This window comes from Janthinobacterium sp. OK676, from assembly GCF_900103595.1.
Taxonomy (GTDB): Bacteria; Pseudomonadota; Gammaproteobacteria; order Burkholderiales; family Burkholderiaceae_D; genus Janthinobacterium.
The window spans coordinates 342272-354127 of the sequence record NZ_FNHA01000006.1; the positions used below are offsets into that span (position 1 = coordinate 342272).

The window sequence follows — 11856 nt, forward strand, 5'->3', positions numbered from 1 at the left end:
CCCATGTCCGCCATCCAGCCCAGCCTGCAACAGCAAGTGCACACGCTTTACAGCGAGCATCACGGCTGGCTGGTCGGCTGGCTGCGCAAGAAACTCAGCTGCCCGCATGGCGCGGCCGACGTGGCGCAAGACACCTTTTTACGCATCATCGCCTCGCGCGACGCCCTGTTCGGCATGCGCGAGCCGCGCGCCTACCTGTCGACGACGGCCAAGCGCTTGCTGCTCGACCGCGCGCGCCGGCAAGTACTCGAACGCAGCTACCTGGCGGAACTGGCCCTGCTGGCCGACAGCCTGCCCGGCGCACCCTCGCCGGACGATATCCTGATGGCCGTGCAGGCGCTCGGGCAGATCGCCACGGCGCTGGACGGCCTGTCCGCCAAGGCGCGCGACGCCTTTTTGCTGCATTACCTGGAAGAGCAGCCTCAGGCCGCCGTCGCCGCGCAGCTGAACGTCTCCACACGCATGGTGCAAAAATATCTGGTGCAAGCCCTGCTGGCCTGCCGCCACGCCTGCCCGGCCATGGCGGCATGAGCGGCCCGCGCGCCGATATCGCCGCCGAGCAGGCCGCCCGCTGGATCGTGCAGCTGAGCGCCGACGACCCGGCCGAACGCGACATGGCGCGGGCCGGCTTCGCCGCGTGGAAGGCGGCCGATCCGCTGCACGCGACCGTGGCCGCCGGCATGGAAAACCTGCTGCGCCAATTGCATGCCGTGCGCGAGCCGGCCGGCGGCGACCATCGCCCCGCGCGCGCCGCCCTGGCCGCCATCGCGCCCAAGCGCCAGCGTCTGCGCCAGCTGGCCGCCGCCAGCGCCGTGGCCGTGCTGGTGCTGACCGGCGCGCTGGCCCTCGGCGAGCGCCCCGCCTACCTGCTGGCCGACCTGCGCAGCCCCACGGGACAATGGCAGACGCACACCCTGGCCGATGGCAGCCGCCTGACCCTGGCCGGCGGCAGCGCCGTCAACGTACGCTTCAATGCGGGCGAACGGCATGTGGAGCTGGTGCGTGGCGACATCCTCGTCGAGGTGGCCAAGGATGCGCAGCGCCCCTTCATCGTCGACAGCGGCCAGGCGGCGATCCGCGCGCTGGGCACGCGTTTCACGGTTCGCAAGGAAGACGGCGCCACCATCCTGAGCATGCTCGAATCGACAGTATCGGCGCAGGTGCCGCAGCATCGGGCCGTCGTGGTGCAGGCGGGCCAGCGCGCGCGCATCACGGACGATGGCGTCGGGCCACTGACAAGCATCGATGCGGCCAGCGTGCAGCAAGCGTGGCGCGCGCACCAGCTGGTGGTCGACGACTTGCCGCTGGCCGACGTGCTCGACGAACTGGCTCGCCACCGCCCCGGCCAGCTGCATTACGACCGGGCGCAGATCGACGGCATCCGCGTGGCGGCCGTGCTGCCGCTGGACGACACGGACAAGGCGCTGCAACTACTCATCGACAATTTCCCCCGGCTGCGCATCCGCATGCTGACGCGCTACCTGGTGATGGTCGACGCTCCCGTAAAAAAATAACGATATTTTTTGCGTTCGCGGTTCCACTTTGCGCATCTCGTGCGTCAAGGCAGCTGAGATCAATCCAAAAAGGCTGTCACCATGTCCGCTCCTGCCGTTCCCGTTTCGCCCCTGAATCCCTTGCGCACGCGTTTGCGTCCACTGGCCCTGGCGGCCATGCTGCTGACCGGCGCCGGCCTGCACGCCCAGGCCGTGCCGGCTGTCGCCAGCTACACCATTCCCGCCGGCCCACTGGCCGGCGCCCTGAACCGCTATGCGCAGCAGGCGGGCGTGTCCATCGTCATCGACGCGGCCAAGGTGCAGGGTTTGACTAGCGCCGACCTGCAAGGCAGCTACGCCATCGACGACGGCTTTGCCGCACTGCTGCGCGGCAGCGGCTACGCCATCGGCAAGACCGCCACCGGCTATGTGCTGGTGGCCGCGCCGGCATCAGCCCCCACGGCGGCGGCCAGCGCCGCTTCGGCGGCCGAGCGCACCATGCCCTCGATTACCATCGTCGGCCAGGCCGAGCAAGGCGCCACCACGGAAGGCAGCGGCTCCTACACGGCGCGCAAGCTCACCCTCGGCAAGGGCGAGCAATCGATGAAGGACATGCCGCAATCGGTCAGCGTGCTGACGCGCCAGCGCCTGGACGACCAGGGCATCACGGATTTGCGCGAAGCGGTCAACAACGTCACCGGCGTGGTGGGCGTGCATGGCGTGGGACCGGGCGTGGTGATCACTTCGCGCGGCTTCCAGATCGACCAATGGCAGTACGATGGCGTGCCGATCGACCGCAACACCTATGCGCTGGGTAACTGGGGCCAGGAAAACATGGTCATCTACGACCGCCTGGAAGTGCTGCGCGGGGCATCGAGCCTGCTCGAAGGCACGGGCAGCCCGGGCGGCTCCGTCAACCTGGTGCGCAGGCGCCCGCTGGCCACGCGCCAGGTCGCGCTCACGGGCCGCGCCGGTTCGTGGGACCATTACGGCGCGCAGCTCGACGTCAGCACGCCGCTGAATGCGCAAGGCAGCCTGCGCGGGCGCGCCATCGTCGATGAGGACGACAGCCATTCCTTCATCGACCAGGTGTGGAGCAGGAACCGCACCGTGTATGCGGCGCTCGACTACGACCTCGGCCCCGCGACCACAGTCGGCCTGGCCGTGAGCAACGTCAACGGGCGCGGCCGCCCGATGTTCATCGGCCTGGCGCGCTACGCCGACGGCGGCGAACTGGGATTGCCCCGCTCGACCTATACGGGCGCCGACTGGAACCGCAGCAAGGTCGAACAGACCACCGTCAACCTGGACCTCGAGCACCACTTCAACAGCCGGTGGACCTTCAAGACGGCCGCGCTGGGCGTCAATGAACGCACCAATTCGACCCACCAGCGCATGGCCGGCACCATCAAGGCCGATGGCAGCGGTTCCATGTACGGCGACTTCTCCACCGACTTCAAGAACCAGAAGCGCGGCATCGACGCCTTCGTGCGCGGAAAATTCGATGGCCTGGGCATCGCGCAGGAAGTCGTCATGGGCGCCAGCTATGTGAAGTTCCATTCCGACGACCGCTATGCGCGTGCCTGGACGCAGGGCGCGCAGATCTTCAATATCAACCACCACCGTCCATGGCAGGACTTCGACACCATCGCCGCGCGCGGCGTGAGCTCCAGCAGCACCTACGACATGCGCCAGAAGGGCCTGTACGGCACCTGGAACGGCCAGCTGACCACTCACCTGAAAGCGCTGCTGGGCGGGCGTTTCAGCTGGTATGACTTCGAGTATGCCCCCAAGGGCGGCACGGCGGACACCACCCGTGTCACGGCCAAGTTCACGCCATCGGCGGCCCTGATGTATGCGCTGACGCCGCAATGGTCCACCTACGCCAGCTATGCGGGCGTGTTCCAGCCGCAGACGAACCGCAACGCGGCGGGCCAGGTCCTGAAACCGATCACGGGCGACAGCTATGAAGCCGGTATCAAGGGCGAACTGCTGGACGGCAAAGTCAACACCTCGCTGGCCGTCTTCCGCTACGAGCACAAGGACCGCGCCGTCAACGACTACGCTGCCGGTTTCGCCTGCGACGGCTGGTACTGCTCGCGCGCCTCGGGCAAGGTGCGCAGCCAGGGCCTGGAAGCGGAAGTGTCCGGCGAAGTGGCGCGCGGCCTGCAGCTGTCGGCCGGCTATGCCTACACGACGACGACCTACCTCGACGACCCGGACAACAAGGGCGAGGTCTTCTCGACATGGACGCCCAAGCACATGCTGCGCCTGTGGTCCGGTTATACCCTGCCCGGCGAGTGGAGCAAGTTCAGCGTCGGCGCCGGCGTGAACATGCAAAGCCACACGCTGGACTTCGGCCGCTCGTTCGACGTGGCCGGCTTCTCGCTGTGGAACGCGCGCCTGGCCTGGCAAGCCACGCCGCAGCTGTCGCTGGCCGTCAACGTCAACAACCTGTTCGACAAGCGCTACGTGATCCCGTCGTATAACGACACGGGCGGCAATAACCACTTCGGCGACCCGCGCAACGTGCAGCTGACCCTGAAGTACACGCCGAAGTGGTAGAAGGATAGGAAGGCCGGGGGCCGGCGCGATGGCCGTGGCGCGACATTCAGTTCGCGCCGCGGCCGGGATTTTCGGCTAAGATGATGGCGCGGCGTTGCGCCGCACCGCATCGTGCATCGGCCTCTCATTCATCTACACCGTCAATGGAACAAAAAGACAAGTCTTGGGTCACTTCGGTGGACGTCGCCAAACGGGCCGGCGTCTCGCGCTCCGCCGTCTCGCGCACGTTCACGCCCGGCGCCAGCGTGGCGCCCGAAACGCGGGCCCGCGTGATGGAAGCGGCGCAGTCGCTGGGTTACCAGGTCAACATCCTGGCGCGCAGCATGAACCAGGGACAAAGCAACCTGGTGGGCGTCGTCATCACGGGCTTCACGGACCCGTTCCGCGTGGCCCTGCTGGGCGAAGTCACGCGCAGCCTGAGCGAACATGCGCTGGTGCCGCTGCTGATGAATGCGGAAGACCCCGAGCGCCTCAGCGAATTGCTGCGCATTCTCCTCAGCTACAAGATTTCCGGCGTCATCATGACGTCCGGCTCGCCGCCGTCCGCCGTCGCGACGGAATACCTGCAGCGGCAGGTGCCGGTAGCGATGATCAACCGCGCGCGCGACCTGAAAGGCGTGGACGTGGTCAACAGCGACAACCGCAACGGCGGCGAACTGGCGGCCAGCACCCTGCTCGACGGCGGCGCCAGGCGGCTGGCTTTCGTCAACACGCGCGCCAGCAGCTTCAGCGGCATCGCGCGCGGCAAGGCCTTCCTCGACCACCTGGCGCCGGCGGTAGCAAAGAAGCGCTGCACGGCCGGCGAATACCTGGCCGACGCCATCGGCTACCAGGCGGGCCAGGAAGCGGCCGACGCCCTGCTCGCCTCGGGCAAGCTGCCCGACGGCGTCTTTTGCGCCACCGACCTGATCGCCTGCGGCTTCATCGACGCGGCGCGCAGCAAGTACGGCATCGACGTGCCGGCGCAATTGCAGGTGATCGGCTTCGACGACATTCCCATGGCCGCGCTGGACGCCTACCAGTTGACCACCATCCGCCAGGACGCGGGCGAACTGGCGCGCCGCGCCGTCAAGAGCCTGGTCGAACGCATGGAAAAATTCGCCATGCCGGGCCGCCTGAAGGAAGTGCCCGTCACCCTGGTGCGGCGCGGCACCACGCGCTAAACGATGCAATACGGCAGATGGCGCAACGCCGTCTGCCCGCCCGCCACCTCCCGCCGTTCCCCGTTTTCCACAGTTTTTCATCCCCCGCCTGTACTTGTTGACATCAAAAAAAATCCGGGTTACTGTTTGCACACGTGTACTGCACACGTGTGCAATTTTCTTCAGACAGGCCGGTTCCGGCCACACCACTACAAAAAGCGCCCCGTCTACGGAGGCGCCATCAAGGAGACTGTTATGTTGAACCACGTTTTAAGAACCGCCCTGCTCGGCATCGGGGCGATCGGCCTGGCGGCCTGCACCACGCCCGCCGGCACGCAGCACAATACGGCCGCCACAACCGCCGCCGACCCGAAGCTGGCGAAGATCGGCCAGATCGTCGTCGTGTACATGGAAAACCGCAGCTTCGACCACCTGTTCGGCACCTTCCCCGGCGCCGACGGCATCGCCAATGGCCGGTCGCCCGACACCACCATGCAGACCGGCCCCGATGGCAAGCCGTATGCCATGCTGCCCGCCGTGGCGCTCGACAAGGGCGGCCTGGACCCGCGCTTCAAGGCCGACATCGCCAACGCGCCCTTCCGCATGGAACCGAGCGTCTCGCTGGGCGACAAGACGGCCAGTCCCGTGCACGCTTTCTGGACGCACAAGCGCCAGATCAACGACGGCAAGAACGACCGCTTCGTCGTCGAGGGCAATACGGGCGCCCTGCCGATGGGCTATTTCGACGGCAGCAAGCTCAAACTGTGGGCACTGGCGCAGCGCTACACCTTGGCCGACCGTTTCTTCCAGTCCGCCTATGGCGGCTCCTTCCTCAACCACATGTGGCTGACCTGCGCCTGCACGCCCGTGTTCCCGAACGCGCCCAAGTCCATCGTCGCCCAGGACGAGCGCGGCACGGGCCACAAGAAGGGAGAAGAGGCGGAAGTGACGCAGGACGGCTACGCCGTCAACACCATGCAGGGTCCGCTGCTGTTCGACCCGACCAAGAAGCAGACCTTCCTGCCGCCGCAAACCATGCCCACCATCGGCGACCGCCTGACGGACAAGGGTATCTCGTGGGTTTATTATGCGGACGGCTACGACATCGCCGTCGCCTCGACCAAGTCGGGCAAGAAGGCCGACGATTTCTCGTATCACCACCAGCCGTTCACCTACTTCAAGCGCTTCATCGACAGCCCGCAGCAGCGCGCCACGCACCTGAAGGACCGCTCCGACATGCTCGCCGACGTCCAGGCGGGCAAGCTGCCGCCCGTCTCGTTCTACAAACCCATGGGCAAGAAGAACATGCATCCGGGGATGGACAAGTCGAGCGTGGCGGCCGGCGACGACGAAGGCGTGGCCATCATCAGCGCCATCATGGAAGGCCCGCAATGGAAGGACACCGTCATCATCGTCACCACCGATGAAAATGGCGGCTTCTGGGACCACGTGGCGCCGCCCAAGGGCGACCGCTTCGGCCCGGCCACGCGCATCCCGGCGCTGGTCATCTCGCCCTTCAGCGAAGGCGGCCATATCGACCATACCGAGTATGAAACCGTGTCGATCCTGAAGTTCATCGAGGAGCGCCACGGCCTGGCGCCGTTGGGCGAACGCGATGCGCGCGCCAACAGCCTGGCCAAAGCCCTCAAGCTGTAAGGTCCATTCCCCTGCCTGTCTCCCCCGGGTGCGCCGTCCTGCGCGGCGCGCCCGGGCAACTCACATCCAAAGGAAACGCCATGCTGCACGCACGCCATCTTCCCCTGTCCCTCCTGATGCTCTCCCTGGCCGCCTGTGGCGGCGGCGACACCGTCCCTCCCGTGACGCCGCCGGTGACGCCGCCCGTCACACCACCGCCCGCCACCTACTACCAGACCAAGACGCCCTACACGCCGCAGCAGGACGCGGCCACCTACGAAGCCGCGCCGGCCGGCTACGCGCCCGTGTTCACCGAACTGGTGGCGCGCCACGGCTCGCGCGGGCTGTCGAGCATGAAATACGACGCGGCCTTCTACAACGTCTGGCAAAGGGCGGCCGCCGACGATGCGCTCACGCCGCTGGGGCAAAAACTCGGCGCCGACATCCTGAAACTGATGAAGGCCAATGCGCTGCTCGGCTACGGCGTGGACGGCATCACGGCGCCCGGTTACGGCAACCTGTCTCAGACGGGCATCAATGAACACAAGCAGCTGGCCGTGCGCATGCTGGCGCGCCTGCCCACCCTGTTTGCGCAGCTGGGCGCGAACGCCGCCAGCGCGCCGCGCCAGATCGTCACCATCAGTTCCGGCGTGGACCGCGCCAAGGACAGCGCCGCGTATTTTGCGCAGTCGCTGGCCGCCACGGCACCAGCCGTCGCGCCGCTGATCACCCTGCCGCCCGCGCCCGCCGGCTACCCGGCCGGCAAGCCCGTGGCGCAGCCCGATGGCACCAACCGCTTCCTGCTGTATGCGCACAAGCTGGTGCCGAAGACGGACCTCGTCACCGATCCCCTCGACCGCCATTACCCGACTTACCAGGATAGCCAGGCCTACCAGGCCTACCTGGAAAGCCCCGCCTTCCTGGCCAAGTACACAGCCATCGACACGGATGCCACGGCGCGCACCCTGGGCCGCGAAGTGCTGGAACGCCTGTTCAGCAAGGCCTTCGTCGACAAGATCGACAACGGCACCTACCGTTTCGCCAATACGGGCACCTACAGTTTCACCAGCGACGACGGCAAGTTCACCAACACCGTCACGGGCGACGGCGGCACCACGATCAAGGGCCTGGCCGACGCCGCCTCGGTGCTGTACAACCTGTACGCCATCATGGCCGGCATGACGAGCGAAGTGAAAGCCGACTTCGTGCAGTACATGCCATCGGACGCGGCCAAATACCAGGCCTTCGTGCAGGACTACCAGGACTTTTACAACAAGGGTCCCGGCACCACGGAAAGCGCCGGCGTCACCTGGAACTACGTGCGCGCGCTGCGCGACGACTTCTTCACGGAAGTGGACGCCATCGCGCGCGGCGACCTGTCGCACGGCGCCAAGCTGCGCTTCACGCATGCGGAAGCCATCATCCCGTTGGCCACGGCCATGGGTTTGAAGAGCGTCGTCGGCGCGCTGCCGGCGGCGCAGACCTACAGCTATGACAACAGCAGCTGGCGCGGCCTGTACGTGGCGCCGATGGCGGCCAACATGCAGTGGGACGTGTACCGCGATGCCGGCGGCAATGTGCTCGTGAAAATGCTGTACAACGAAAAGGAAACGGACTTCCAGGCCGCCTGCGATGGCGCCCGCTTTGCTGCCGGCAGCCATTTCTATGTATATGCGAAACTGAAGACCTGCTACGGCCACGTGGCGCAGTAAGCACGGAGTGGGGGCGGGCAGCCGTGCCCGCCTGCCTGGCGTTTGATGCTAGGCTATGCCTGGTATTCAATCACGTCACCCGCGGATCGCCATGCCCCCACCTTTTCCCCTGTCCAGCATGCTGCTGGCCCTGTCCCTGCACGCCAGTCCCGTCCTGGCCGTCGAAGGCCATTACCAGACCAAGACGCCGTATGCGCCGCAGCAGGATACGGCCACCTATGCCGCGCCGCCGGCCGGCTTCCAGCCCATCTACACGCAACTGGTGGCGCGCCACGGCGCGCGCGGCTTGACCGGCATGAAGAGCGACGCGGCCCTGTATGCGATGTGGCGGCAGGCCGCCGCGCAGGATGCGCTCACGCCGCTCGGGCGCGAACTGGGTCCCGACATCCTGGCCCTGATGAAGGCCAACGCGCTGCTTGGTTATGGCGTGGCCGGCATCGAGAAACCCGGCTATGGCAATCTGTCGCAGACGGGCATCGAGGAACACCGGCAACTGGCCGTGCGCATGCTGGCGCGCCTGCCCGCCCTGTTTGCGCAAGTGGGGCAGGACGCCGCGACGGCGCCGCGCCAGCTCGTCACCATCCATTCCGGCGTGGACCGCGCGCGCGACAGCGCCAATTTCTTCACGCAGTCGCTGCTCGAGCACGCGCCCGCCCTGGCTCCCTTGCTGTACCTGCCGCCCGCCCCGGCGCCGTCTCCGCAGGGACGCAAGGCGGTAGCGCAAGCCGATGGCGTCAACCGCTTCCTGCTGTATGCGCACAAGCTGGCGCCGCGGACGGATCTTGTCGCCGATCGCGACCACCCGTATTACGCCACGTATGCCGCCAGCCAGGCCTACCAGTACTACGAAAGAAGCAAGCAGCTGCACGCGCTGATGGACGCTCCGGCCAGGCTGCCGGAAGCGGCCGCGCATGCGCGCCACGTGCTCGAGCGGCTGTTTGCGCCCGCCTTCCTCGACCAGCTTGAACGCGGCGCCGCCAGCTATGCGGACACGGGCAGCTACACCTTCACCAGTGCGGACGGCCAGCTCACGCGTACCATGACGGGCGGCGGCAAGACCGTCATCCGCAGCCTGAATGCGGCCGCGACGAAACTGTATGAGCTGTATGCGATCGCCGCCGGCATGCGCCATGAGGTAGCGGCCGATTTCAGCCGCTACATGCCCGCCGAGGACGCGCGCTACTACGCCTATATCGCCGACCACGAGGATTTTTACCAGAAAGGGCCAGGGACGACGGCCAGCGCAGGCGTGACCTGGCGCTTCGCGCTGGCCTTGCGCGAGGATTTTTTCAATGAAGTCGACGCGCTGGCCAGCGGAGATATGCGCCACGCGGCCAAGCTGCGCTTCACGCACGCCGAAATGATCATTCCACTCGCTTCGGCCCTGGGCTTGAAAGAAGCGCTGGCTGCCTTGCCGACATCGGACAGCGACAGCCAGGCCGGCCTTCGATGGCGCGGCCAGAGCGTCTCGCCGCTGGCGGCCAATATGCAGTGGGATGTGTACCGCAACGATGCAGGCCAGCTGATCGTGCGCCTGCTGTACAACGAAAAGGAAACCGCTTTCCAGGCCGCCTGCGACGCCGCCCGCATCGCGCCCGGCAGCGTCTTCTACGACTACGCGAAACTGAAAACCTGCTACGGCCACGTGGCGGCGCGCCAGGCACCGCCACCGGGCTGACCTTACTTCAGGGTCGGCATGGCAAACTCGGCACCGGCAGCCGTCGAGGCCGGCCAGCGCTGGGTGACGGCCTTCTGCTTCGTATAGAAACGCACGGATTCCGGGCCATGCGCATGGTGGTCGCCAAACAGGCTGCGCTTCCAGCCGCCGAAGCTGTGGAAGGCCATCGGCACGGGAATGGGCACGTTCACGCCCACCATGCCCACCTGCACGCGGTGCGTGTATTCGCGCGCCGTGTTGCCGTCGCGCGTGTAGATGGCCGTGCCGTTGCCATATTCGTGCGCGTTGACCAGGTCCAGCGCCGTCGTAAAGTCCGGCACGCGCACGATGCACAGCACCGGGCCGAAGATTTCTTCCCGGTAGATCGTCATGTCCGGCGTGACGTGGTCGAACAGGCTGCCGCCGAGGAAGAACCCTTGCTCATGGCCCGACAAGACGAAACCGCGCCCATCGCAGATGAGTTTCGCGCCCTCTTCCACCCCCGTGGCGATGTAGCCGGCGATCTTGTCCTTGTGCACTTGCGTCACCACCGGGCCCATTTCCGCTTGTACATCCATGCCCTGCGTGATTTTCAAGGCGGCAATGCGCGGCACCAGGGCTTCCACCAACTGGTCCGCCACATTGCCCACCGCCACGACGACGGAAATGGCCATGCAGCGCTCGCCGGCCGAGCCGAAGGCCGCACCCATCAGGGCGTCGACCGTCTGGGGAATGTCCGCGTCGGGCATGACGACCATGTGGTTTTTCGCGCCACCGAGCGCTTGCACGCGCTTGCCCTGCGCGCAGCCGGTCGCGTAGATGTATTCGGCGATCGGCGTGGAACCGACAAAGCTGACGGCGCGCACGTCCGGGTGGTGTAATAAACCGTCGACGGCTTCCTTGTCTCCCTGCAGCACATTGAAGACGCCGTCGGGCAAGCCCGCGTCCGTGAGCAATTGGGCCAGCAGCAGGCTGGCCGACGGGTCGCGCTCCGACGGTTTCAAGACAAAGGTATTGCCGCAGGCAATGGCCATCGGGAACATCCACATCGGCACCATCACGGGAAAGTTGAACGGCGTGATGCCGACACACACACCGAGCGCCTGGCGGATCGACCAGGCGTCGATGCCGCCGGCCACTTGCTCCGAATATTCTCCCTTCATCATGTGCGGGATGCCGCAGGCAAACTCCACCACTTCGATGCCGCGCGTCACTTCCCCTTTGGCATCCGTAAACACCTTGCCGTGCTCCGCCGTGATCAGGGCGGCCAGTTGATCCGAGTGTTCTTCCAGCAATTCCTTGAACTTGAACATGACGCGCGCGCGGCGCAGCGGCGAGGTTTGCGACCAGGCGGGAAAGGCCGCGTGGGCGGCCGCCACGGCCGCGTTCAGTTCGGAAGGCGTGGCCAGCGCCACTTTCGCCGTCACGGCGCCGGTGGCGGGATTGAAGACGTCGCTCGTGCGCTCGGCGCGCGAAGCCATGGGTTTGCCACCAATAAAGTGGCCGATCTGTTGCGTTGTCATTGCTTGTCCTTGGTTATTTCGTCATCAGCCAGTCATGGGCCGGGTCATTTTTAAAGTGCCACACGCGTTTCGGGCCGGCCATCACGTTCAGGTAATAGCCATCGTAGCCATACGGCACGGTCACGGGGT

The 11856-nt window shown here is 66.3% G+C and carries 9 protein-coding genes; 7 read left to right on the forward strand and 2 right to left on the reverse strand.

Features of this window, described 5'->3' with window-relative positions; genetic code table 11:
• Positions 1-3: 3 nt before the first annotated feature.
• The 7 genes from BLU39_RS14775 (at position 4) to BLU39_RS14805 (ending at position 10225) form a co-directional block, all read left to right on the forward strand.
• On the forward strand, positions 4-531 hold the full coding sequence (locus tag BLU39_RS14775) for a sigma-70 family RNA polymerase sigma factor (RefSeq protein WP_092714162.1): 528 nt from the start codon (positions 4-6) through the stop codon (positions 529-531).
• On the forward strand, positions 528-1514 hold the full coding sequence (locus BLU39_RS14780; RefSeq protein WP_092714164.1) for a FecR family protein: 987 nt from the start codon (positions 528-530) through the stop codon (positions 1512-1514). The genes BLU39_RS14775 and BLU39_RS14780 overlap by 4 nt, the downstream gene beginning before the upstream one ends.
• Before the next feature lie 81 nt (positions 1515-1595).
• On the forward strand, positions 1596-4058 hold the full coding sequence (locus tag BLU39_RS14785) for a TonB-dependent siderophore receptor (RefSeq protein ID WP_092714166.1): 2463 nt from the start codon (positions 1596-1598) through the stop codon (positions 4056-4058).
• Between the two features lie 176 nt (positions 4059-4234).
• A complete protein-coding gene (locus tag BLU39_RS14790; protein ID WP_368087026.1) occupies positions 4235-5221 on the forward strand; it encodes a LacI family DNA-binding transcriptional regulator in 987 nt (328 codons plus the stop codon).
• Positions 5222-5455: 234 nt separating this feature from the next.
• Positions 5456-6856, forward strand: a complete 1401-nt coding sequence (locus tag BLU39_RS14795) for an alkaline phosphatase family protein (protein ID WP_175539311.1) — start codon at positions 5456-5458, stop codon at positions 6854-6856.
• A gap of 80 nt (positions 6857-6936) precedes the next feature.
• On the forward strand, positions 6937-8547 hold the full coding sequence (locus tag BLU39_RS14800) for a histidine-type phosphatase (RefSeq protein WP_092714172.1): 1611 nt from the start codon (positions 6937-6939) through the stop codon (positions 8545-8547).
• A 91-nt stretch (positions 8548-8638) separates the two neighbouring features.
• On the forward strand, positions 8639-10225 hold the full coding sequence (locus BLU39_RS14805; RefSeq protein WP_254788977.1) for a histidine phosphatase family protein: 1587 nt from the start codon (positions 8639-8641) through the stop codon (positions 10223-10225).
• A gap of 2 nt (positions 10226-10227) precedes the next feature.
• Here BLU39_RS14805 and BLU39_RS14810 read toward each other — a convergent pair whose 3' ends face one another.
• Together BLU39_RS14810 and BLU39_RS14815 are read right to left on the reverse strand one after the other, a co-directional pair.
• Positions 10228-11727 (reverse strand): CoA-acylating methylmalonate-semialdehyde dehydrogenase, encoded by a 1500-nt coding sequence (locus BLU39_RS14810; protein ID WP_092714174.1) that lies wholly within the window; start codon positions 11725-11727, stop codon positions 10228-10230.
• Positions 11728-11740: 13 nt separating this feature from the next.
• Positions 11741-11856, reverse strand: a 116-nt coding sequence (locus tag BLU39_RS14815) for a 5-deoxy-glucuronate isomerase (protein WP_175539312.1), incomplete at its 5' end; no start/stop codon positions are given.

Bases quoted from the DNA above. Each gene is read 5' to 3' on its own strand.
- BLU39_RS14810 (WP_092714174.1), bottom strand. From the start codon at position 11,727: ATGACAACGCAACAGATCGGCCACTTTATTGGTGGCAAACCCATGGCT.
- BLU39_RS14795 (WP_175539311.1), top strand. From the start codon at position 5,456: ATGTTGAACCACGTTTTAAGAACCGCCCTGCTCGGCATCGGGGCGATC.
- BLU39_RS14785 (WP_092714166.1), top strand. From the start codon at position 1,596: ATGTCCGCTCCTGCCGTTCCCGTTTCGCCCCTGAATCCCTTGCGCACG.
- BLU39_RS14780 (WP_092714164.1), top strand. From the start codon at position 528: ATGAGCGGCCCGCGCGCCGATATCGCCGCCGAGCAGGCCGCCCGCTGG.
- BLU39_RS14805 (WP_254788977.1), top strand. From the start codon at position 8,639: ATGCCCCCACCTTTTCCCCTGTCCAGCATGCTGCTGGCCCTGTCCCTG.
- BLU39_RS14800 (WP_092714172.1), top strand. From the start codon at position 6,937: ATGCTGCACGCACGCCATCTTCCCCTGTCCCTCCTGATGCTCTCCCTG.
- BLU39_RS14775 (WP_092714162.1), top strand. From the start codon at position 4: ATGTCCGCCATCCAGCCCAGCCTGCAACAGCAAGTGCACACGCTTTAC.